A 22,951-nucleotide genomic window follows, 5' to 3' on the forward strand; every position below is an offset into this window, starting at 1 on the left:
GTGCCGGGTCGTCCGGCACCGCGGAGCCCCCGGTGCCACGCAGGTCGATGGCGTACGACGGGACCGGTCCCGTCGTACGCGTGGAAGACCGGCACATACGCCACGTATCCACGTCACGGAGAGTTGCCGGGAGGGATGGTGTGCGCCACCCCTCTTGCCAGGAGACGGAACATCCTGAATTACTACTACCGAAAGGTCGACCGAACGATCGGTCGACTGCTCGGAAGGGGAAATCCGGATGATGCCTCTGCTGGACGCGGCGGAACGAATAGGCCGGGACGAGCTGGAGGCACTCCAGCTGGAGCGGTTGCGGGCCACGCTGCACCACGCGTACGAGAACGTCGGCCATTACCGGGCCGCGTTCGACAAGGCAGGTCTGCGCCCGGACGACTGCCGTACGCTCGCCGATCTTGCCCGCTTCCCCTTCACGACCAAGGCCGATCTACGCGACAACTACCCCTTCGGCATGTTCGCCGTCCCCGAGGAGCGCGTGCGCAGGATCCACGCGTCCAGCGGGACGACCGGCCGGCCGACCGTCGTCGGTTACACCGAGCGGGACCTGGACACCTGGGCGGACATGGTCGCCCGCTCGATCAGGGCGGCCGGCGGCCGCCCCGGGCAGAAGGTCCATGTCGCTTACGGATACGGGCTGTTCACCGGCGGCCTGGGTGCGCACTACGGAGCGGAACGGCTCGGCTGCACGGTCATTCCCGCCTCCGGAGGCATGACGGCCCGTCAGGTCCAGCTGATCCAGGACTTCCGGCCCGAGATCATCATGGTGACCCCGTCGTACATGCTGACGCTTCTCGACGAGTTCGAGCGGCAGGGCGTCGATCCGCGGACGACCTCCCTGAAGGTCGGGATCTTCGGTGCCGAGCCGTGGACGGAGGAGATGCGGCGCGAGATCGAGGAGAGGTTCGCGATCGACGCGGTCGACATCTACGGACTGTCGGAGGTGATGGGGCCCGGTGTCGCGCAGGAGTGCGTGGAGACCAAGGACGGGCTGCACATCTGGGAGGACCACTTCTATCCGGAGGTCGTCGACCCGTTCACCGGTGAGGTGCTGCCGGAGGGCGAGGAGGGCGAGCTGGTGTTCACCTCGCTCACCAAGGAAGCCATGCCGGTGATCCGTTACCGGACGAGGGACCTGACCCGGCTGCTGCCGGGCACGGCGCGGGTGTTCCGGCGGATGCAGAAGGTGACGGGGCGCAGCGACGATCTGGTGATCCTGCGCGGGGTGAATCTCTTCCCGAGCCAGATCGAGGAGATCGTGCTGCGTACGCCGGGGCTCGCACCGCACTTCCAGCTGCGGCTGACCCGCGAGGGCCGCCTCGACGCCCTGACCGTACGGGTGGAGGCCCGGGCGGGGGCCACGACGGAGCAGCGGACGGCCGCCGCGGTGTCGATCACGGCGGCCGTCAAGGACGGGATCGGGGTGTCGGTCGGGGTCGAGATCGTCGACCCCGGGACGCTGGAGAGGTCGGTCGGCAAGATCAAGCGGATCGTGGACGAGCGCGGCGACCGATAGGGCGCCTTCTGGTCCGGTTCGTGCCGGGGAGTGGGACACGTGCCGCAACGGCGCGGCCCGTTCGCTCCGGTGGCGTGCTGCCGGGGCCGGACCGCCACGTCGGCGGGTGCCCCGCACGACACGTGCAGGATCCCCTACGCGAACCGGTCGCGCAGTTCCCGCTTGAGGATCTTTCCGCTCGCGTTGCGGGGCAGTTCGGCCACGAACAGGACCTGCTTCGGGGCCTTGAAAGGGGCGAGCCGCTCGCGGGCGTGGCCGATGAGTTCGGCCGGTGTCGCTTCGCCGCGCAGGACGACGACGGCCGTGACGGCCTCGATCCAGCGGTCGTCGGGCAGGCCGACGACCGCGACCTCGGCGACTGCGGGATGGGTGTAGAGGGCGTCCTCGACCTGGCGGGAGGCGACGAGGACACCACCGGAGTTGATGACGTCCTTCACCCGGTCGACGACGGTGAGGAAGCCCTCCGCGTCGCGCACGGCCAGATCACCGGAGTGGAACCAGCCGTCGCGGAACGCCTCTGCGGTCTCCTCGGGCTTGTCCCAGTAGCCGTCGCACAACTGGGGCGAGCGGTAGACCACTTCACCGGCCGTGCCGTCGGGGACCTCCTTGCCGTCCTCGTCGACGACCCGGGCCTCGACGAAGAGGACGGGCCTGCCGCAGGAGTCCATCCGGCCCTCGTGCTCGTCCGGTCCGAGGACGGTGGCGAGCGGTCCGATCTCGCTCTGCCCGAAGCAGTTGTAGAAGGCGAGCGCGGGCAGCCGGTCGCGGAGCCGTTCCAGTACGGGTACGGGCATGATCGACGCGCCGTAGTACGCCTTGCGCAGTCCGTCGAGGTCCCGGGTGGTGAATCCGGGGTGCTGAGAGATGCCGATCCATACGGTGGGCGGGGCGAAGACGCTGTCGGCCTGCCCCGTTTCGACGAGGTCGAAGATCCGGTCCGCGTCGGGTGCGTCGAGGATGATGTTCTGTGCGCCGACCGCGAGAGCGGGCAGCAGGAACACGTGCATCTGCGCGGAGTGGTAGAGCGGCAGTGAGTGGACGGGCAGGTCGGTGGCGCGCAGGTCGAGCGCCGTGATCGCGCTGACGTACTCGTGGACGAGCGCGCCGTGGGTCATCATCGCGCCCTTGGGGAGCGCGGTGGTGCCCGAGGTGTAGAGCAGTTGCACGAGATCTTCCGCGGCCGGTTCCCGCTCCGGGGTGAAGGGGCGCGGGGTGGCGGTGGCGTCGAGGAACGAGCCCGGCGCGTCGCGCAGCACGCGTACCGGGAACGCGGCCGGAATACGGCCGGCGAGGTCCGGGTCGGTGAGGACGAGGGTGCTGCCGGACTGTTCGAGGAGGTACGTGAGGTCGTCGCCGGTGAGGTTCTGGTTGACCGGCACATGGACCAGGCCCGCACGGGCACAGGCGAGAAAGCCGATCAGATACGCGTCGGAGTTGTGCGCGTAAGAGGCGACGCGGTCGCCGGGGCGCAGCCCGTGCTCGCCGGTGAGGACCGCTGCCCCGGTGCTGACGGCGGCGTCGAGTTCCGCGTAGGTCCAGGTCCGGTCCGCGTACCGCAGGGCGGTCCGCTCGGGGGTTCGCCGGGCGCTGCGCGCCACGACGCCGTCGACTGTGCTGCTCCGTACACCTGTCATGGCGTGATCCTGTGCGGCCGGAACGCGGTGGTCAAGGGTCCGGGTGCCTGTCGGGGGCGTAGGACGGTGGGGGGCGTTCAGGCACTGCGGGTACGGGTGGCGAACAGGGCGGCCAGGACACAGGGCGCGAGCAGCAGGACGAAGGCGGCGCCGTAGCCGGCGTGGCCGGTCGCACCGGCGCTCAGGCAGGCGTTGAACAGGGCGGAGGAGACCCCCAGAACCATGATCTGGCCGAGGTTCTGGTTGGTCTGCATCGCGCTGCTGGCATAGCCCTGCCGCCCGGCCGGGGCGTGCGAGAGCGACAGCACGGTGAGGGACGGTGCGAGCAGGCCCATGCCGACGGCCGCGACGATCATGGCCGACGCGGCGATGACGGCGGGCACCCCGGGCAGTGTCCCGACGGCGGCGACAGCGACCGCCGCGGTCAGTACCAGCGCACCGGCCACGACCAAGTGGTGCCGGGGGCGGCGCTCCAGGCGGCCCTGCACCCAGGAAGAGGCGGCCCAGGCCACGGCGGCCCCCGTGAAGGCCAGGCCGATCGACACGGGACGCACGCCCCGCTCGGTGACGAGCAGCAGGGGCACGAGTGCCTCCAGTGTGAAGAACACCCCCGAACTGATGCCGCGCAGCAGCACCGTGGCCGGCAGGCCGCGCGCGGCACGCCAGGTGCCCTGCGGCAGCAGCCGGGGCGCGAACACGACCAGCAGGGCGAACCCTCCCGTCACGAACAGCAGATGGCGCGGATCCCAGCCCGCGACGCCGTACTGCCCCACCGCCGCACCCACGCTCACCGCCGTCGCCACCATCAGCGCGGGGCGCGGCTGCCCGTCCCCCGACGGCGCGGGGGTCGCCGGCCAGGAACGGCCGCGCAGCACGGCCACCACGGCCAGGGCCGGCAGCACGGTCAGCGCGGCCAGACCGAAGAACACCGCCCGCCAGGACCACCATTCGGCCACCACCCCGGCCAGTGGCGGACCGACCAGCGACGGGACGACCCAGCAGGCACTCATCAACGCCAGGACGCGCGGCCGCAGTCGGTCGGGGTAGGCCTGCCCGATGGCGGTGTTGATCGCCACCGCCACCATCCCGCTCGCGAGTCCGTCCAGGAAGCGGCCGACGGCCAGTTGCCAGATGGAGGTGCTCGCCGCCGAGACCAGCAGGGTGACCACCGCCAGCACCATGCCCGCCGCCAGCGGACGTCGTGCGCCGGACCGGTCCGCCCAATGGCCGCCCAGGACCCCGCCCAGCAGGCCGGCGGCCACGAAGCATCCCGCCACCAGCGGGAAGAGCGACACCCCGTCCAGATCCCGTGCGGCCGTCGGCAGGGTCGGCACCACGGCCAGCGCCGCGAGTCCGGTCAGGAACATCACCGCGGAGAAACTGGCGGTCGCGGCCACGTACCTTCTGGAGAACAGTCCCTCATCGGTTTCGGATCGCACCGGCGGACGGCCGGTCTTCTCCGTCGACTCCCAGGAGACGGACGCGTCCCGGTCCGTGGACGGCGCGGCCGGTTCGGTGGTCGAGTGCTTGGGGACATCAGTCACGGGCGCACAAGGTACGGGGACCCGGCTCCGCTCACCACTCGTTTTTTCGGGCCGTCGTGCGAGACGCGGGCACGGACCGACGGCAGGTCAGGGCCCGTTCGCCGTCCCGCATGCCGTTGGACGCACCACGGCGGCGACGCTCAGAGGACCAGGGCCAGGACGGTCGCCGAGATAACCGCGAACACGCTGCCCACGGCGGCGGTCAGGGCCCTGGCGTGGCGCGGAACGAACGACGGGGCCCGGGGGGTCGCGGCCTCCGGGTTCCGCGCGCTGTAGTACACCGTCAGGAACTCCCCCTCGGCCGGGGTGAGGCGTGCCTGCCGTTCCTCGAAGCCGACGGTGCGGCCGTCGGCCGTACGGAACTCCAGGGTGGCGTAGCCGCGGACGACGGGGGCTCCCTCGGCGTCCTGGCCCTCCTCCGTACGCAGGGCCGTGCACCGGGCCTGTGCGGTGGGCCGTCCGCCCAGGCGGCCCGCAGCCGCGGTCCCTGGAGCTGACGGTCCAGGATCCCCCCGTAGAACACGGCCGCGCCCACGGCGACGACGAGATACACGACGGCAATGATCACGACTCCCCCGAAATGGTCCCGGTCGTGCCGGACGCCGGTACGTCCGACAGCTGATTCTCCCTGGGGCGTCATGATCCCGTGGGCGGCGTTCCGTCGGCAAGGGCCGCTCGCGCAGCGGTACCCCGGGCCACGGCCCCCGGTGCCCGCCCGCGTCTCAGCCGCGGTGCACCGGCCCGGTGGTCTCACACGGCCCGGTGGTGCCCTTCCCAGTACGGGTCGCGCAGCCGTCGTTTGTACAGCTTGCCGTTGGGGTCGCGGGGCATCTCCGCGATGAAGTCGATGCTCCGGGGCCGCTTGTACCCGGCGAGAAGGTGTTCGCAGTGGCACAGGATGCCGGCGGCGAGCGCTTCCCCCGTCCCGTGTCCCGGGGCCGGTTCGACGACCGCCTTGACCTCCTCGCCCCAGTCGGGATGCGGAATGCCGAAGACGGCCGCGTCGGCGACCGCGGGGTGGCTGAGAAGGGCGCCCTCGATCTCGGCGGGGTAGATGTTGACACCGCCGGAGATGATCATGTCGATCTTGCGGTCGCGGAGGAAGAGGTAGCCGTCCTCGTCGAGGATGCCCAGGTCGCCGACGGTGAAGAAGTCGCCGATGCGGTTCTTCCTCGTCTTGGTCTCGTCCTTGTGGTAGCTGAAACCGCCGGTGTTCATCTTCATGTAGACGGTGCCGAGTTCGCCGGGCGGCAGGCGGTCGCCGTGGTCGTCGAAGACGGCGAGTTCACTGATCGGCCAGGCCCTGCCCACGGTGCCCGGCTTCTTCAGCCAGTCCTCGGCGGTGGCGAAGGCGCCACCGCCCTCGCTGGCCGCGTAGTACTCCTCGACGCACCTCCCCCACCAGTCGATCATGGCGCGTTTGACGTGGTCGGGGCAGGGCGCCGCACCGTGGATGGCGTGCCGCATGGCCGTGACGTCGTAGCCCCGCTTCACGTCGTCGGGGAGGGCGAGCAGGCGGTGGAACTGGGTCGGGACCATGTGCGTGTGGGTGCAGCGGTGGGTGTCGATGAGCCGCAGCATTTCCTCGGGCGTCCACTTGTCCATCAGGACCAGCGGATGCCCGATGTGCAGGGACGCGCCCGCAAACTGGAGGACGGCCGTGTGGTAGAGCGGCGAGCAGACCAGATGGACGTTGCCGTCGAAGGGTTTGATGCCGAAGATGCCGAGGAATCCGCCGAGATGGCTCTCCTCGGGAAGCTTGCCGGAGAGCGGACGGCGGATGCCGCGCGGCCGGCCGGTGGTGCCGGAGGTGTAGTTCATGACCCAGCCGAGGGTGCGGGCCTCGGGGGGCGCATCGGGCTGTCCTTCGAGCAGTTCGGCGTACGGGCGGAATCCGTCGACCGTGCCCACCGCATAGCGTTGGCCGACCGGGAGCTTCGCCTCGTCGGCCGCCTCGGCCGCCGCCTGCGCGAACCGCTCGTGGGCGATGAGCACCTTGGCGCCGGAGTCCGAGACGATCCAGGCGATCTCGGGTCCGACGAAGTGGTGGTTGACGGGTACGAGATAGAAGCCGGCCTGGGTGGCCGCGAGGTACGCGGTGAAGAACTCGACGCCGTTGGGCAGGACGACCGCGAAGGCGTCGCCCTGCCGGAGCCCGGCCGCGCGCAGTCCGTGGACCAGGCGGTTGGCCGCGGCGTGCAGCCGGCCCGCCGTCCAGCTCTCGCCGTCGGGGGCGGTCAGGACCGTACGGCCGAGGTCGGCGGCGGCCTGCGCCCAGAAGCCGTTGGGGGGCGGGGTCATGAGGCGCTCCGTCCGGCGATGCGGTTGATCCGGTCCAAGGCACGTTCGAAGCCGCGGGTCAGGTCGTCGAATACGGCCTGCACGCTGCGCTCGCTGTTCATCCGGCCGACGATCTGGCCGACGGGGGTGCCGAGCAGCGCGCCGGTCTCGTACTTCTGGATGCGGGAGACGGCGTCGGCCACCAGCAGCCCCTGGAGCGGCATGGGCAGGGTGCCGGGTCCTGCCGGGTCGTCCCAGGCGTCGGTCCATTCGGTACGGAGCTGGCGTGCGGGTTTGCCGGTGAGCGCGCGGGAGCGGACGGTGTCGCCGGAGCCCGCGGCAAGGAGCTTGCGGGTCAGCGCGCGGGAGTGGAGGTCGGCCTCCTCGGTCGTCAGCCAGAGGGAGCCGAGCCAGACGCCCTGGGCGCCGAGGGCGAGCCCGGCGGCGATCTGCTCGCCGCTGCCGATGCCGCCGGCGGCGAGGACGGGGAGCGGGCCCACCGCGTCGACCACGTCCGGGACCAGGACCATGGAGGCGATCTCGCCGGTGTGGCCGCCCGCCTCGTATCCCTGGGCGACGACGATGTCGATGCCCGCGTCCGCATGGTGGCGGGCGTGCTTGGCGCTTCCGGCGAGCGCGGCGACGAGGACGTCCTGGTCGTGGGCGCGTCGGACGACGTCGGCGGGCGGTGAGCCGAGGGCGTTGGCCAGGAGTTTGATGGGGTAGTCGAAGGCGACGTCGAGCTGGTTGCGGGCGACTTCCTCCATCCATCCGGTGATGCGCCAGCCGGACGCCTCGCCCTCCGCCAGCTCCGGTACGCCGTGCCTGGCCAGGGTGTCCTGGACGAACTGGCGGTGTCCGGCCGGGATCATCGCCTCGACGTCGGCCTCGGTCACCCCTTCCACCTTCTTCGCGGGCATGACGACGTCGAGGCCGTACGGCTTTCCGTCGGTGTGCTCCTGCATCCAGTCGAGGTCGCGTGCCAGGTCGCCGGGGGCGGTGTAGCGGACCGCGCCGAGTACGCCGAATCCGCCGGCCCGGGTGATGGCCGCGGCCACCGCGGGGAACGGCGTGAAGCCGAAGATGGCGTGCTCGACTCCCAGTTTCTTGCTCAGCTCCGTCTCCATGGGCCGCAGGATGCCGCAGTCGGACAGGCGAGGGAAGAGATTTTCTGATGCAGTGTCAGATTCTTTGTGACGCCGGGGGCCCCCGCGACGGCAGTGGTGACAGTAATCTCTGCTTCGGCAGGAAGTTTCACTGCCGGACACGACTTCGAAAGTTACTTTCACGCGGCAGGTAACGGCAGGAAGGGGTTCCGGATGTCCGAGGACGCGGCCGGGAGAGGGATCAGCCGGCGCAGGCTGGGCGGTGGGATGCTGGCTCTGGGCGGAGCACTCGCCCTGGCGCCGATTCCGTTCGCGGAGCGGGCGTCGGCCATGGAGTCGGAGGCGGAGTCGTCGGGTATGCGCGCAGGGACCGGGACGGACGCGGCGTCCGCGCAGGGCCGGCCGACGCTGCGGCGCGGATCCGCCGCCCGCGCCGGGCTGTTGCAGGGGCCGCTGGACCAATTGGTCGCCGATGCGGAGAAGTTCCTCTCCGATTCCCCCAAGCACCCCTGGTACGCCGGTGCGGTACTGCTCGCCGGGCGGGGCGGCACGGTGGCTCTGCACCACCCGATCGGCAAGGCCGTGCGCTACGCGGCGTACGACGAGAAGACCGATACGGGGGTGGAGTTCCCGCCCGATCAGCAGATCGCCATGGCCGAGGACACCGTCTTCGACCTGGCTTCGGTGTCCAAGCTGTTCACCTCGATCCTGGCCGTGCAGCAGATCGAGCGCGGCAAGCTGGAACTGGAGGCGAAGGTCGCCTCGTATCTGCCCGATTTCGCCGGCGGCGGCAAGCAGGACATCACCATCCGTCAGCTCCTCACGCACACCTCGGGCTTCCGTGCCTGGATTCCGCTGTACAAGGCTCCGACCCGGGAGGGGAAGCTGGAGCTGCTGTGGAACGAGGTGCCTGCCAACCCGCCCGGCACGGTGTACCTCTACTCCGACCTCAATCTGATCTCGCTGCAACTGGTCCTGGAGAAGATCACCGGCCGCACCGAGGACGTCCTGCTCCGCGAGGAGATCACCGCTCCGCTCGGCATGCAGCGCACGCGCTACAACCCACCGGCCTCCTGGAAGCCGAAGATCGCCGCGACCGAGGACGCCCGGCTCCCCTGGTCCGGCCTGAACCGCGGGCTGGTCTGGGGCCAGGTGCACGACGAGAACGCGTACAGCCTGGACGGCGTGGCGGGCCACGCCGGTGTCTTCTCCTGCGCCTGGGACCTCGCGATCCTGGCCCGTACGCTGCTCAACGGCGGGGTCTACGGCCGGGCGAGGATCCTCTCCGCGGACTCGGTGGACCTGCTGTTCACGGACTTCAACACCGCGTTCCCCGGAGATGCGCACGGTCTGGGTTTCGAGCTCTACCAGCACTGGTACATGGGGGCCATGGCCACCCCACGCACGGCGGGCCACACCGGTTTCACCGGAACCAGCCTGGTCCTGGACCCGACCACCGACTCGTTCCTGATCGTCCTCGGCAACTCGGTGCACCCGGTGCGCAGTTGGCGCTCCGGCAGCGCGCCGCGCGTTGCCGCCGCCAACCAGATGGCGCGCGCCGTCGCGGTCCGTCCCGTCCGGGGACGTACGGCGTGGTTCTCGGGACTGGCGAGCGCCACCAACGCCACGCTCACCCTGCCCGCGCTGCGTCCGACGTCCTCGCGGGCCCGGCTGAGTTCGGCCCTCTGGTGGGACACCGAGCCCGGGTCCGACTTCCTCCACCTGGAGGCGTCGGCGGATGCCGGGGCGACCTGGCAGCCGGTGCCGTTCACCACCGTACCGATGGCCGGTGACCACCACCCGGAGCCCGAGCCCGAACCCCGTCCGACGGGTTCGGTCTCCGGCTGGTCCGGCCGGGTGTGGCACCGTCTCGACGCGGACCTCGCCGCGTGGCGCGGCAAGGAGGTGCGGCTGCGGTGGCGGTACGCCACGGACCGGCTGTACGCCGGGCGCGGGGTGTACGTGGACGCGGTCCGGGTCGAGGACGGCGATCGGACGGTCTTCGACGAGAGTCGGGACGGCGACGCCGCGCGCATCGAGGCGCTGGGGTGGACGGCTTCGTCGGACTGAGACGGACCGGGAGCGTACCGCAGCGGACCGAGTCAGGTCGTGGCGGACCGAGTCAGGTCGTGCCGGACCTGACGGGCCCGCCGGGCCGTAGCGGGACCGACGGGCCGTAGCGGGACCGACGGGCCGTAGCGGGACCGACGGGCCGTAGCGGGCCGTCGAACCGTTGACCGGCCGTGCCGGGGAAGGGCCGTCCCCCTTTCCCGGCACGGTCACAGCGGCCGGACAACTCCGAGGCAGTAGTGCGTCGGCGGCACCCCCTCCTGGAGGCGGAGGCCCGGCAGCGGAGAATGCTCCGATGACCGCATCTCCGCAGACCTGGACACGCACCGAACGACTGGATGCCGACCGGCTGACAGCGGCACTGTATGCCGAGGCAGGTGTCCGGCTGGTCGTGGAGGGACCCTGTTCCGGAGGGGAGGTCGGTGCCGCGTACGTGCGGTGGCCCGACGGTCACCGTTCCGTGCTGAAATCGCGGCCGGACACCCGCATCGAGGACCTGCGGGCCGGACCGCTGGCGGTGTGCGAGGTGCTGCGCGCTCGGGGGTATCCGTGCCCGTCGACGGAGTTGGCGGTCCAGGTGGGTCACGCGGTGGCACTGGTCCAGGAGCTCCTGCCGGGCACGCCGACGCGGCGCCTGGACCACCGTGGGCTGGATCAGGCACTCACCCTCAACGAGTCGCAGGCGGGGCTGCTGACCGGACGTACGGATGTCCCGTCGATGAACCTGTATCTGCTCGACGACGGCCCCGGTTACTGTCATCACGAGCCGCTGCGCCGACACAGCCGGCGCAGCGGTGACCTGGAGCGGCGGATCAGGTCGGTCGGGGCCGACCACCCGCACCACCTGTCCGGGCACGACGTCGTGCACCAGGACTTCCACCCGGGCAACCTGCTCGCCGTCGACGGCTCGGTCACCGGCGTCATCGACTGGGACGGCGCCGGCCGAGGGGACCGCCGTTTCGATCTGGTCACCCTGCGCTTCGGGCTGCACGCCAACAAGCAGGCACCGGACGTCACGAAACGCCTCGACGACCTCCTGGACGGCCTGCCCGAGGACGTCCTGCGTCCCTCCTGGGCCCATATGAGTCTGCGCATGGCCGACTGGGCCATCAGGCACTTCGCCCCCGGCGACGTCGGGCACTGGCTCGACCTGGCCGAGCAACGCCTCTGACCGCCCCGGGCACCGGGCCTGGCGGGCGGGACGGGGCCGTACGCCTACCGCTGCGAACGCTCCCGAGGGCGGGAGCTAGGGTGCTCGCTGTGCCGATCACAGGAGGATCTTGACGCTCTCCCTCCTGAAGGAGGGAGATTCCTACGGCTCGCGCCGTGAGACTTCCTGTTTCATCGCCGACTGCCCGCCCGGAGTTCTCCGTTGAGGTCTTACACCAGCTCCACAGGCCGACACCGCCCGTCCGGCGGCCAGCAGGTTGCGTGCGGCGTTCACGTCCCGGTCGTGGGTCGTGCCGCAGGCGCACGTCCAGGTACGGACGTGCAGCAGCATCTTGTCCTGCAAGGTGCCGCAGACGGAGCACAGCTTGGAGGAGGGGAAGAAGCGGTCGACCGCGATCACTTCCCGCCCATGCCACTGGGCTTTGTACTCCAGCAGGCTGCGGAACTCGGCCCATGCCGCGTCGCTGATGGCGCGGGCCAGGCTCCGGTTCTTGACCATGTTGCGCACGGTCAGGTCCTCGATCACGATCGTTTGGTTTTCACGAACGAGCCGAGTGGTCAGCTTGTGCAGGCCGTCACGGCGCCGGTCGGCGATCCGGGCGTGGATCTTCGCGACCTTCAGCCGGGCCTTCCTGCGGTTGGCGCCGTCACCCTTGGCCTTGCACGCAAGGGCGCGTTGGGCCTTCGCGAGCCGGGCACGGTCCGTGCGCTCATGCCTCGGGTTAGCGATCTTCTCACCGGTGGACAGCGTCAGGAGGTGGTTCAGACCGACATCGACACCGACCGCCGCATCCGTGGCGGGGAGCAGCTTGACGGTGGGGTCGTCACACAGCATGGAGACGAACCAGCGACCGGCGCTGTCCTGGGAAACCGTCACAGTGGACGGCTTCGCCCCCTCCGGGAGCGGGCGCGACCACACGATGTCCAGCGGCTCGGCCATCTTCGCCAGAGTCAGCCTGCCGTCCCGGAAGCGGAAACCGCTGGTGGTGTACTCGGCGGACTTGCGGGACTTCTTGCGGGCCTTGAAGCGCGGGTACTTGGCCCGCTTGCTGAAGAAGTTAGTGAACGCGGTCTGCAAGTGCCGCAGCGTCTGCTGCAACGGCACCGACGACACGTCGTTGAGGAAGGCCAGTTCCTCGGTTTTCTTCCACGCCGTCAGCAGGGCCGAGGTCTGGTTGTAGTTGACCCGCTCCTGCCGCGTCCACGCCTCCGTGCGGGCCGCAAGCGCCAGGTTGTAGACCTTCCGCACGCATCCGAACGTGCGCGACAGCTCAGCTGCCTGCGCATCCGTCGGATAGAAGCGGTATTTGAACGCCCGCTTCACGCGGTTCGTGGTCACGCTCACAAACTAATGCGACCGCACGTAAAGGTCAAATCTGCGGGTCAGAGCACTGTGATCCGCCCTGGCGGCGAATCGCAGCCCTTGCCCTGCTCCGCAGGAGTCCGTTTCCTCTCCGCCCTGAAGGGCGGAGTATCCACGGAGGAATCAGATGAAGTCCGCTGTCGAACTGCCGGCACCTCCCTTGAAACCACTGCGTGTTGCCGCTTTCCGACGATTCGTTCTCGCCAATCTCGTCTCGGCCACCGGGTCCGCGATGGCTCCTCTCGCGCTCGCCTACGCGGTGATCGGACAGGGAGGAGGGGCCGGGTCGCTCGGCATCGTGCTGGCCACGAACTCGGTCCCGACGATCGTCCTCACCATCGCGGGCGGCGTCCTCGCGGACCGCCTGTCGCGCAGCCGGATCCTGTTCCTGGGCAACCTCCTGTCCGCGGCCGCGCAGGGGATGCTCGCCCTGCTGGTGGCCACGCATCAGGCGACGACCGTTTCGATCGCCGCGTGCGGCTTCGTGTCGGGGATCGCCGTGGCCTTCACCGGCCCGGCCGCGACGGGTGTGGTGGGACAACTCGTCGCGGCGGAGCACCTCCAGCAGGCCAATGCGCTGGTCCGGCTGCCGAACAATGCCGTCAAGGTGCTCGGGCCCGTCGTCGGCGGGCTGATCGTCGCGGTCGGCGGTCCGGCATGGGCCCTGTCGTGGGATGCGTTCACCTTCCTGGTCGCGGCGCTCCTGATGCTCGGGCTGCGGCTGGGCGCGCCGGTCACGACGGGGAGTGCGCTGGCCGACCTGCGGGCGGGGTGGTCCGGATTCCGCTCCCGCACCTGGCTGTGGACGTACACCGCGGCCGGGACGGTCGTGGTCGCCGCCTGGCTGGCAGGCTTTCAGCTCCTCGGCCCGGTCGTCGCCAAGGAGCACTACGAGGGGGCGCGTTCCTGGGGGCTCGTCCAGGGCGCGTTCGCGTTCGGTCTGCTGGCGGGGACGCTGGTGTGCCTGCGCTGGAAGCCGTACCGTCTGCTGGCCGTTGCCGTCATCACCGGCTGCGCTCTCTGCCTGCCACTGCTGGCGCTGGGCACGGGCCTGACCCTGCCCTGGGTGATGCTCAGTGCCGTGCTCGCCGGCATCGGGCTGGATGTCGCCATCGTGGCATGGGCCACCGCACTCCAACAACATGTGCCCCAGGAGGAGTTGGGGCGCATGAGCTCGTTCAACGGGGTCGGGGAACGCATCGCGATCCCGCTCGGCTACCTCGTCACCGCGTTCGCCGCACATGCCTGGGCCGACCGGTCCGTGCTCCTGGTCTGCGCCGGTGCCATCGTGGCCACGACGGTCCTCAACCTCTGCGTACGGGATGTGTACCGCGTCAATCGCGTCTGAGCGTTCGCGCGCGTAGGCCTCGCCGTCGACTTCGCGGCGCGGGCGAGTGCCCCGGCGACGGTCACCGGCCCAGCGCCGCCATCGCGGCGTTGTGGCCGGGAACCCCGCTGACCCCGCCGCCGCGTACGGCGCCCGCCCCGCACAGCAGCACATTGGCGTGCGCCGTCTCCACGCCCCACCGGCCAGTGGATTCGGTGGCGTACGGGAACGCGAGGTCCCGGTGGAAGATGTGGCCACCGGGCAGCCGAAGGTCCTGTTCGAGGTCGAGCGGGGTCTTCGCCTCGATGCACGGTTCGCCGTTCTCGTCGCGTGCCAGGCAGTCGGTGACCGGCTCGTCCAGGTGCGCGTCGAGTTCGGCGAGCGTGGCCGTGAGCAGTTCGGCGCGCGTCGCCGCGTTGTCGGCGGCGAACAGCCGGGCGGGGGTGTGCAGCCCGAAGAGGGTGAGGGTCTGGTAGCCGCGCGCGGCGAGGCCGGGTCCGAGGATCGACGGGTCGGTCAGTGAGTGGCAGTAGATCTCGGACGGCGGGGCGGAGGGCAGCCGGCCCGCCGCCGCGTCCCGGTAGGCGTCGGCGAGTTGCCCGTACCCCTCGGCGATGTGGAACGTGCCGGCGAACGCCTCGCGGGGGTCGACGGAGCGGTCACGCAGTCGGGGCAGCCGGGTGAGCAGCATGTTCACCTTCAGCTGCGCGCCCTCGGCCGGGGCGGGCGGTTCGTCACCGAGGAGCGCGGCGAGCGCCTGCGGTGAGGCGTTGACGAGGACCCGGCGGGCGGTGACGACGTGTTCCGCGTCGGGTGAGCGGACGGTGATCGCGGCCGTTGTCCCGTCGGTGTCGATCCGGGTCGCCTCGTGCCGTACGCGGATCTGTGCCCCGGCCGCGAGGGCGGCCCGGGCGAGGGCGTCGGTGAGGGCGCCCATGCCGCCGACGGGGACGTCCCAGTCTCCGGTACCGCCGCCGATGACGTGGTAGAGGAAGCAGCGGTTCTGGAGCAGGGACGGTTCGTGCGCGTCGGCGAAGGTGCCGATCAGGGCGTCGGTGAGAACGACTCCGCGTACGAGGTCGTCGCGGAAGTTCTCCTCGACGGCGACACCGATGGGCTCCTCGAAGAGCGCCTGCCAGGCCTCCTTGTCACCGATCCGCGCGCGCAGCGCGTCCCGGGTGGGCAGCGGTTCGGTGAGCGTCGGGAAGACCCGCTCCGCGACACGTCGCGTCATGCCGTAGAAGCGCTGCCACGCCTCGTACTCCCGGTTCGATCCGGTGAGCGCGGCGAAGGAGTCCCGGGTGCGGTCCCCGCCGACGAGCAGTCCGGTGGCACGGCCACCGCGCACGGTCGGGGTGTACGACGAGACGGTCCGCTTGCGTACGGCGAAGTCCAGGCCGAGATCGCGGACGATCTTCCGCGGCAGCAGGGACACGAGGTACGAGTAGCGCGACAGGCGGGCGTCGACCCCGTCGAAGGGGCGGGTGGAGACGGCCGCTCCCCCGGTGGTGGCCAGGCGTTCCAGGACCAGGACGGACTGTCCGGCGCGGGCGAGGTAGGCGGCGGCGACGAGACCGTTGTGGCCACCGCCCACGATCACCGCGTCATAGCTGTCGGGTGCGTGCATGGCCCTTGGTAACACGGGATGTGATCCCCTGACCAGAGGCGGTGGTGGCGGGTCAGCCCGTCGGCGCGTCCCGCCCTCGGCGCAGGGCGGCGACCCTGCGGTACAGCTCGACGGCCTCCGCTCCCCGGCCGACCTGCTCCAGGCAGTGCGCCTCGTCGTTGCGGGCGGCGAGGGTGTCGGGGTGGTCGGCGCCCAGGACCCGTTCGCGGGCCTCGGCGACCTCACGGTAGACGGTCAGGGCGTCGGCCCAGCGGCCGAGCCAGCCGAGGCCGACGGCGATCTCCCGGCGGCTGACCAGGGTGTCCGGGTGGTCGGCACCCAGGACGCGTGCGCGGATCGCGGTCACGTCGCGCGCCTCGGCGAGCGCCTCCTCCCAGCGGGCGAGGCGCCCCAGGTTGACGCCGAGGCCGTGGCGGGCGCGGAGCGTCTCGGGGTCGGTGGGACCGCCCGCCCTGGTCCGGTCGTCGACGAGGGCGCGGTACAGCTCCAGGGCCTCCGCGCTGCGGCCCAGGCGGCCGAGGCTGATGCCGATCTCGTAGCGGGCGGACAGGGTGTCGGGATGGTCGGCGCCGAGCGCCCGGGCCCGGGCGCGGGCGACGTCCCGGTAGGTCTGCAGGGCCTCCGTCCAGCGCCCCAGCCGGCCGAGCGTGTACGCCACTTCGTAGAGCGTGACCAGGGTGTCGGGGTGGTCGGCGCCCAGCAGGCGGCTGCGGGCCGATGCCACGTCCCTGGCCATCCGGTAGGAGTCCTCCAGGCGGCCGAGCCTGCTGAGGTTGAAGGCGAGGTTGTGGCGGCAGCGCAGGCTGTCGAGGTGGTCGGGGCCCATCGTCCGTTCCCGGGAGGCGAGGACCGCCGCGTACACCTGGTGGGCCTCGAAGTGCCGGCCGAGCCGGCCGAGGACGTACGCCATCTCCTGGCGGGCCGCGAGGGTCTCCGGATGGTCGGGGCCCAGGGCGCGTTCCCGGCCCTGGGCGACGCGGCCGAACTCCCGCAGCGCGTCACAGGCGCGCCCGGTGCGGCTGAGGGTGAAGGCCACCTCGTACCGGCTGGAGAGCGTGTCGGGATGGTCGGGGCCCAGCGCGTGCTCGCGTTCGGCGGCGACCGCGCGGTGCACCTCGCCGGCTTCCTCCCAGTGCCCGAGCCGGCCCAGGTTGAGGCCCGCGCTGTGCCGGCTGGCGAGGACGGAGAGCAGTTCCGGGGACGGGGTCGGCCGCTCGGCCCTGGGCAGCGGCAGCTCTCCGGTGATGTGCCGCAGGTCGGTGCCGGTGGTCCACTCGCCGGTGAGGCCCGCGCAGTGGTCGGGCGGGGCGAGCCCGGGGCGGGCGCCGGTCGCCTTGTGGCCGGTGGTCATGGAGCGGGTCCAGGCCGGCAGCTGCTGCCCGGGCCGTACGACGGGAACGGGCGGCGCGAGCCGTACCTGCCCGGTGGGCTGGAGCTGCGGCTGCTCGCCGGTGCGGCCGACGGCGATCCGCTGCCGCAGGTCGCCCGCGTCGACGGGCCGCTCCTCGGGGGTCTTGGCCAGCAGTTCCAGGACGACGCGGTCGAAGAATCCGGGCAGTTCGGCCCGGTGGGTGCGCAGGGGTTCGGGCTGGGTGTCGCGGTGTCCGACGAGGACGGCCCAGGCGTCGTCGAGGTCGAACGGCGGTGCTCCGGTGGCGATCTCGTACAGGACGCAGCCCAGGGAGTACAAGTCGCTGCGGTGGTCGACGTGGCCGCCGCTGATCTGTTCCGGCGACATGTAGTGCGGGGTGCCCATGGCGATGCCCGTGCCGGTGAGGCGGGAGGTGAAGCCGATGTCGTGGCCGAGCCTGGCGATGCCGAAGTCGCAGATCTTCACCGTGCCGTCGGTGAGGCGCATGATGTTGGCGGGCTTGAGGTCGCGGTGCACGATGCCCTGCTGGTGGGTGTAGCCGAGGGCGTCGGCGACCTGTTCGGCGATGTCGACGATGTCGGGCACCGGCAGCGGGTGCTGTTTGTTGTCCTCCAGGAGCTGGCTGAGGTTGCGGCCGTCGAGGAGTTCCATCACCAGGTAGAGGACGCCCTCGTGCTCACCGAAGTCATGGACGACGGTGACGCCGCGGTGCTGGAGCGCGGCGGCGACGCGGGCCTCGCGGCGGAAGCGTTCGCGCAGGATGCGGGTGAAGGACCGGTCGTGCCGGGGCCCCATCGGCTTGAGGCATTTGACGGCCACGTGGCGGCCGAGCGACTCGTCGCGGGCGCGCCACACCTCGCCCATTCCGCCGCGCCCGATCAGTTCGAGCAGTCGGTACCGGCTCTGGATCAGCTTGGTGTCCGCCATCGCCTGCGCTCGCCCCCGTAGCTTCGCCTACCTCGGTGCCCTCCCCGGCCCGTCCAGTATGGCCGCCCGGCTGCGCAGTTTGTACGGGGTGGGGCGGCTGCCAGGACCGAGTCGGGCCATCGCGTTGAGAATGTGACCGGGCGGGAGTTTCCAGCGGAGCCGGGACGGAATGCAGCGCAGAGCGGTTCCGGTGGTGCGCAGCCGCCGGTCGACGGTGCGCGCGGGCCCCACGGGTCTGCCGTAGAGCTCATGGGCGTACGGGGGCAGTGACTGGTAGGCGAGTGCCGCGACGCGCCGCCACAGCAGTGCGCGCGCCGGTACGAGCAGTGCGTGGACGGGTGGCCGGCGCAGGAAGTCGTCGACGTCCAATGCCTCGGGGGACGCGGCGAGTTGTGGCCGCACCCGTTCGAAGTAGGCGGCGAGCTGCGCGGTGGTGGCCGGTACGTCGGCGGGGTCGAGGCCGACGAGCCGGGCGCTGTGGCGGTGCTCGTCGACGTAGCGGTCGGCCTGGGCTTCGGTGAGCGGGAAGCCGGAGCGGCGTTCGACCTGGAGGTATGAGTCGACCTCGGCGCAGTGCACCCACAGCAGCAGCTCGGGTTCGTCGACGCCGTACGTCTCCCCGGTCGCCGGGTCGGTGGCCTTGAGGAGCCGGTGGATCCGGCGGACCCGGGCGCCCGCCTTCTCGGCCGCTTCGGTGGTGCCGTAGGTGATCGTTCCGACGAAGCCGGCCGTGCGCATCAGCCGCCCCCAGGCGTCCTCGCGGAAGTCGGAGTTCTGCATGACGCCGCGTACGGCGCGCGGGTGCAGCGCCTGGAGGTAGAGCGCGCGCACTCCGGCGACCCACATCATCGGGTCGCCGTGCAGCTGCCAGGTGACGGATTCGGGTCCGAAGAGCCCCGGGTCGGCGTCCACCATGTCGCCCGTACCTCCCACCGTCCGCACGAGGCCGACAACCGGCCCCGATCGGGCCGGAGTTCATCCTCGATGGTATCGCGGCCCCCTGCGCCACCGCGGCGCACGATTCCCGCCGTTCCACCGGTCCCCCGGGCTGCGGGGGACGCCGTCCGCCCGCCCGGGAACGGCTGCCGGGACCGCCCGGAGCGGATACGTCCGGGAACCGAATGGCGCGCGTGGGCCGCCCGGCATAGCGCGCCAGGAAAGTGCCCTCTATCGCCTTGTACCCGAATGATGGAAGGGAGCAGGGCCCGCTCCCGAGCGGAATCCAGAGTTCCGCCCCTACCACCATCCTGCCGCCGCCTGGGGCGCAGCCAAGAGCGTGACCCGACTCCTGGTACGCGAGGGCGCGCTGGTGGACGGCCCACGGGCGATCATGCGGATGAACCATGAGAACACCGGCTTCGACTGCCCCGGATGCGCGTGGCCGGACGACACCAAGGGTCTGCATCTGGACATCTGCGAGAGCGGGATCAAGCACGTCACCTGGGAGATGACCCGCAAGCGGGTCGAGCTTGAGGAAGAGCTCGACGTGCCACTGGTCCGGCGCGGCCGCACGCACGAGGGCCTCACACCCGAGGGCGAACGCATCGTGGTGCGGGCGCAGCGGCTGCTGGCCGACCGTGATGCCCTCAAGGACGAGGCCGGGGCCCTGCGCACCGGGCTGAGCGGCCGGGCGCGGATCGGCTCGGTGCCGACCGCGACGGGCGCCGTCGCCCTGCTGACCGGCCCGTTCTGCGTGGCGCACCCCCTGGTCACCGTGGAAATCGTGGCGGACCTGCAGTCGCAGGACATTCTCCGGCAGCTGCAGAACTTCGAGATCGACGCCGGAATCACGTATCTGCACAAAGGTCTTTCGGAGAGCTTCCAGGCGGTCCCGCTGTACGAGGAGCGCTATGTGCTGCTGACCGATGCCGCCGACAGCCTCGCCCATCGGACGGCGGCGTCGTGGGCGCAGGCGTCCGCGCTGCCGCTCTGCCTGCTGACCGAGGCCATGCAGGGGCGCCGGGTGCTGGACGAGTTGTTCGCCGAGGCCTGGGCGCGTCCGTCGCCCAGGGGCGAGACCGATTCCGTGGCCACGCTCTTCGCCCGTGTCCGGACGGGCCGGTGGGCCAGTATCGTGCCGCACGCCTGGCTGCACGTCTTCGGCGTGCCGCACGGCATGCGGGCGGTGCCGATGGTCGAGCCCTCCGGGACCGTGCCGGTCGGTTTGGTGACCGCCGCCCGCGAGCCGGGTTCGGTCATGGCAGGCGCCCTCACGGAGGTCGCCCGGCACGCCGGCGTCGCCGCCGCACTGGAACGCCTCCCCGGGGATCCCGCGCCGCAGTAGGCGGGCCGGACCGCGCCACGACCCTCAAGCCGCGCCGGTGCTCGCCGTGTCCTCGTGGTCCGCACTGCCGTCGGAGGGGTCCCTGCGCACCGTGCAGTGGAGCGAGTTGTCCAGCACATCGGCAACGATCGTGTCTCCGGGCCCGGCCTCGTCGCCGAGCAGCAGTGAGGCGACGCGGTTGTCGAGTTCCGTCTGGATCGTGCGGCGCAGCGGACGGGCACCGAACTGCGGCTGGTAGCCATGGGCGACCAGCAGCTTCTTCGCCGCTTCGGTGACCTCCAGCGTCATGCCCTGCGCGTGGACGCGGTGCTTGCTCCGGCGCAGGAGGTGCTCGATGATCTCCGACAGGTCTTCCTCGGTGAGACTGTGGAAGACGATGATGTCGTCGATGCGGTTGAGGAACTCGGGCAGGAATCGTCCCCGAAGGTCCTCCATCAGCTCGTCCTTGAGCTCGGCCGCGTCGCCCTTGTGGGCGAGGATGCGATGGGCGCCGATGTTGGACGTCATGATGACCACGCAGTGGCGGAAGTCGACCGTGCGGCCCTGTCCGTCCGTGAGACGACCGTCGTCGAGGATCTGGAGCAGGGTGTTGAAGACGTCGGGGTGTGCCTTCTCCACTTCGTCGAACAGCACCACGCTGTACGGGTGGCGCCGAACCTTCTCGGTGAGCTGGCCGGCCTCTTCGTATCCGATGTATCCGGGGGGCGCCCCGACGAGCCGGGCCACGGTGTGCTTCTCCTGGAACTCGCTCATGTCGAACCGGATCATGCGGTTCTCGTCGCCGAACAGCAACTCGGCCAGTGTCTTGGCGAGTTCGGTCTTGCCCACACCCGTCGGCCCCAGGAAGAGGAACGAACCGACAGGGCGGTTCGGGTCTCCCATGCCCGCTCGATTCCGGCGCACGGCTTCGGATACGGCGGTGACCGCCTCGTTCTGGCCGACGATCCTGGCGTGCATCTCCTTTTCGAGCTTGAGGAGCCTCTCCTTCTCGCTGGCGGTGAGCTGGGAGACCGGAATCCCCGTGCGGCGGGAGACGATTCCGGCGATGTCGGCAGCCGTGACCGAGACGACGCCTTCTCGGCGCTCCTCGATTCCCGCGAGCTCGCCCTCCACCTCGGCGATCTGCTGCTTCAGTTCGGAGGCCTTCTCGAACTCCTCTCCCGCGACGGCCTGGTCCTTCTCCCGTCGCAACTTCGCGAGGCGGTCCTCGCGGCTGACGATCTCGGTGGAACGGCTCGCACTGCGCAGCCGCACACGGGCGCCCGCCTGGTCCATCAGGTCGATGGCCTTGTCGGGCAGGAACCGGTCGCTGATGTAGCGGTCGGAGAGTTCCGCCGCTGCCGCCAGGGCCCCGTCGGCGAAGCGGACCTGGTGGTGGGCCTCGTAGGCGTCCCGCAGCCCTTCGAGGATCTGGACCGTCTCCTCGACCGTCGGCTCCGGGATCAGGACGGGTTGGAAGCGACGTTCGAGAGCGGCGTCCTTCTCGACGTGCTTGCGGTACTCGTCGATCGTCGTCGCTCCCACCACGTGGAGTTCGCCGCGTGCGAGTGCGGGCTTGAGCATGTTGCCCGCGTCCATGGAGCCCTCGCCCGTCGCACCGGCGCCGACGACGGTATGCAGTTCGTCGATGAAGAGGACGATGTCGCCGCTCGCCTCCTGGACGTCCTCGATGACCTTCTTCAGGCGCTCCTCGAACTGTCCGCGGTACTGCGCGCCGGCCACCATGCCGGACAGGTCCAGGGCGACGACCCGCTTGTCCTTCAGTGTGTCGGGCACTTCGCCCGACACGATGCGCTGGGCCAGTCCCTCCACGATGGCGGTCTTCCCGACCCCGGGCTCCCCGATGAGCACGGGGTTGTTCTTGGAGCGCCGCGAGAGGATTTCGACGGTCTGCTCGATCTCCTCGGCCCGGCCGACCACCGGATCGAGCTTCCCCGCCTTCGCTTCCTCGGTCAGGTCCCTGCCGTACTCGTCCAGGGTCGTGGACGGCTGCTTCCCGGCAGCGGGAGCACCACCCGTCGCGCGGGCCGCCCGCTCCGTGAGGCCGCGCAGCCTCTGCACGTCCAGGTCCTCCGCGCGCAGGAATCGGGTGGCACCGGATTCGGGGTCGCCGAGGAGCGCGCCGAGGATGTGCTCGGGGCCGATGTAGGAAACCCCTGCCGCCTGCGAATCCGCGTAGGCGGCGGCGAGGGTGCGCTTCGCCGCCGGCGTGAGTCCCGGCTCCGCGGACGGCTCGCCGGACTCCCGGGGGAGCACTTCGGCGATGTGAGCCGCGAGCGCTTCGGGGTCCACCCCCCGCCTGGGACAGCAGCCTTCGTGCCGGATCGACCTGTGTGGCCGCCCACAGCAGATGCTCCGTGTCGAGGTCGGAAGTTCCGTCCTCGGCCGCCTTTCGCGCGGCCGTGTTGAGGAGTTCGTGCGACGACTCCGTCAGGAGCCGCCCAATGGGTACGCGCTGCACGGCTGGGGGTGACGTTCCGGGCGACATCCCGAAGAATCGATTCAGTAGATCGCTGAACGGATCGGCCGAACCGAAGGGTGAACCGAACGCCACCGACATGTGAGCTCCTGATGTGCGAAGGGGGTCCTTCACACTCAAACTCGATGTCCACCGCTCCCCAAACGGAATGGCGCTGTCGGCGCAGCCCGACGAGCGGGACGGCATCGGCAGGAATCGCTCACCGGGACGGCGTGGACGTCCGGCCGTCGGCAGAGCCGG

General features: G+C 70.8%; 14 protein-coding genes and 1 pseudogene. 5 read left to right on the plus strand and 10 right to left on the minus strand.

The genetic code is table 11. The annotated features are described in order from the left end of the window. Positions 1–238: 238 nt before the first annotated feature. A complete protein-coding gene (gene paaK, locus OH735_RS01630) occupies positions 239–1,528 on the plus strand; it encodes a phenylacetate--CoA ligase PaaK (RefSeq protein WP_406378782.1) in 1,290 nt (429 codons plus the stop codon). 134 nt (positions 1,529–1,662) lie between these two features. Here the strand turns inward: paaK and OH735_RS01635 are convergent, their stop codons facing one another. The 5 genes from OH735_RS01635 to OH735_RS01655 form a co-directional block, all read right to left on the minus strand. Next, positions 1,663–3,162, minus strand: a complete 1,500-nt coding sequence (locus tag OH735_RS01635; protein ID WP_406378784.1) for an acyl-CoA synthetase — start codon at positions 3,160–3,162, stop codon at positions 1,663–1,665. Between the two features lie 77 nt (positions 3,163–3,239). Continuing rightward, on the minus strand, positions 3,240–4,601 hold the full coding sequence (locus tag OH735_RS01640; protein ID WP_406386363.1) for an MFS transporter: 1,362 nt from the start codon (positions 4,599–4,601) through the stop codon (positions 3,240–3,242). Between the two features lie 245 nt (positions 4,602–4,846). Further along, positions 4,847–4,987 carry a hypothetical protein gene (locus OH735_RS01645; RefSeq protein ID WP_406378786.1) on the minus strand — a complete coding sequence of 47 codons (141 nt, stop codon included), beginning with the start codon at positions 4,985–4,987 and terminating at the stop codon, positions 4,847–4,849. 469 nt (positions 4,988–5,456) lie between these two features. After that, the gene (locus OH735_RS01650) at positions 5,457–7,007 is read right to left on the minus strand and encodes an acyl-CoA synthetase (RefSeq protein ID WP_406378788.1); all 1,551 of its coding nucleotides are present in this window, start codon (positions 7,005–7,007) and stop codon (positions 5,457–5,459) included. Next, the gene (locus tag OH735_RS01655; protein WP_406378789.1) at positions 7,004–8,113 is read right to left on the minus strand and encodes an NAD(P)H-dependent flavin oxidoreductase; all 1,110 of its coding nucleotides are present in this window, start codon (positions 8,111–8,113) and stop codon (positions 7,004–7,006) included. Before OH735_RS01655 ends, OH735_RS01650 begins: the two co-directional genes overlap by 4 nt. Before the next feature lie 192 nt (positions 8,114–8,305). Between OH735_RS01655 and OH735_RS01660 the strand changes: the two genes are divergently transcribed. After that, complete coding sequence (locus OH735_RS01660) at positions 8,306–10,162, plus strand: serine hydrolase (RefSeq protein ID WP_406378791.1); 1,857 nt, start codon at positions 8,306–8,308, stop codon at positions 10,160–10,162. Positions 10,163–10,457: 295 nt separating this feature from the next. Beyond that, positions 10,458–11,333, plus strand: coding sequence for a phosphotransferase (locus tag OH735_RS01665; protein ID WP_406378793.1), 876 nt, complete (start codon positions 10,458–10,460; stop codon positions 11,331–11,333). Positions 11,334–11,474: 141 nt separating this feature from the next. Here OH735_RS01665 and OH735_RS01670 read toward each other — a convergent pair whose 3' ends face one another. Further along, positions 11,475–12,677: an RNA-guided endonuclease InsQ/TnpB family protein gene (locus tag OH735_RS01670; protein ID WP_406378794.1), complete on the minus strand. Its 1,203-nt coding sequence runs from the start codon at positions 12,675–12,677 to the stop codon at positions 11,475–11,477. Positions 12,678–12,822: 145 nt separating this feature from the next. On the opposite strand from OH735_RS01670, the gene OH735_RS01675 reads away from it, so the two are divergent. After that, entirely contained in the window at positions 12,823–14,043 is a 1,221-nt protein-coding gene (locus OH735_RS01675; protein WP_406378796.1) for an MFS transporter, read from the plus strand. Positions 14,044–14,104: 61 nt separating this feature from the next. On the opposite strand, the gene OH735_RS01680 is transcribed toward OH735_RS01675, so the two are convergent. The 3 genes from OH735_RS01680 to OH735_RS01690 are packed head-to-tail and all read right to left on the minus strand — an operon-like array spanning position 14,105 to position 18,863. Beyond that, entirely contained in the window at positions 14,105–15,649 is a 1,545-nt protein-coding gene (locus tag OH735_RS01680; RefSeq protein ID WP_406378797.1) for a phytoene desaturase family protein, read from the minus strand. A gap of 52 nt (positions 15,650–15,701) precedes the next feature. After that, positions 15,702–17,948: a tetratricopeptide repeat protein gene (locus tag OH735_RS01685; RefSeq protein WP_406378799.1), complete on the minus strand. Its 2,247-nt coding sequence runs from the start codon at positions 17,946–17,948 to the stop codon at positions 15,702–15,704. Positions 17,949–17,975: 27 nt separating this feature from the next. Continuing rightward, positions 17,976–18,863, minus strand: a complete 888-nt coding sequence (locus OH735_RS01690) for an oxygenase MpaB family protein (protein WP_406378801.1) — start codon at positions 18,861–18,863, stop codon at positions 17,976–17,978. A 361-nt stretch (positions 18,864–19,224) separates the two neighbouring features. Here OH735_RS01690 and OH735_RS01695 point away from each other — a divergent pair, with 361 nt between their 5' ends. Continuing rightward, positions 19,225–20,232 carry a LysR substrate-binding domain-containing protein gene (locus OH735_RS01695; protein ID WP_406378803.1) on the plus strand — a complete coding sequence of 336 codons (1,008 nt, stop codon included), beginning with the start codon at positions 19,225–19,227 and terminating at the stop codon, positions 20,230–20,232. A 24-nt stretch (positions 20,233–20,256) separates the two neighbouring features. Here the strand turns inward: OH735_RS01695 and OH735_RS01700 are convergent. Further along, positions 20,257–22,792, minus strand: a pseudogene (locus OH735_RS01700) (ATP-dependent Clp protease ATP-binding subunit). Positions 22,793–22,951: the final 159 nt, after the last annotated feature.

This window comes from Streptomyces sp. NBC_01618, from assembly GCF_045209435.1.
Classification (GTDB): Bacteria; Actinomycetota; Actinomycetes; order Streptomycetales; family Streptomycetaceae; genus Streptomyces.

Bases quoted from the DNA above. Each gene is read 5' to 3' on its own strand.
- OH735_RS01660 (WP_406378791.1), top strand. From the start codon at position 8,306: ATGTCCGAGGACGCGGCCGGGAGAGGGATCAGCCGGCGCAGGCTGGGC.
- OH735_RS01635 (WP_406378784.1), bottom strand. From the start codon at position 3,162: ATGACAGGTGTACGGAGCAGCACAGTCGACGGCGTCGTGGCGCGCAGC.
- paaK (WP_406378782.1), top strand. From the start codon at position 239: ATGATGCCTCTGCTGGACGCGGCGGAACGAATAGGCCGGGACGAGCTG.
- OH735_RS01650 (WP_406378788.1), bottom strand. From the start codon at position 7,007: ATGACCCCGCCCCCCAACGGCTTCTGGGCGCAGGCCGCCGCCGACCTC.
- OH735_RS01665 (WP_406378793.1), top strand. From the start codon at position 10,458: ATGACCGCATCTCCGCAGACCTGGACACGCACCGAACGACTGGATGCC.
- OH735_RS01680 (WP_406378797.1), bottom strand. From the start codon at position 15,649: ATGCACGCACCCGACAGCTATGACGCGGTGATCGTGGGCGGTGGCCAC.
- OH735_RS01685 (WP_406378799.1), bottom strand. From the start codon at position 17,948: ATGGCGGACACCAAGCTGATCCAGAGCCGGTACCGACTGCTCGAACTG.
- OH735_RS01690 (WP_406378801.1), bottom strand. From the start codon at position 18,863: ATGGTGGACGCCGACCCGGGGCTCTTCGGACCCGAATCCGTCACCTGG.
- OH735_RS01675 (WP_406378796.1), top strand. From the start codon at position 12,823: ATGAAGTCCGCTGTCGAACTGCCGGCACCTCCCTTGAAACCACTGCGT.
- OH735_RS01655 (WP_406378789.1), bottom strand. From the start codon at position 8,113: ATGGAGACGGAGCTGAGCAAGAAACTGGGAGTCGAGCACGCCATCTTC.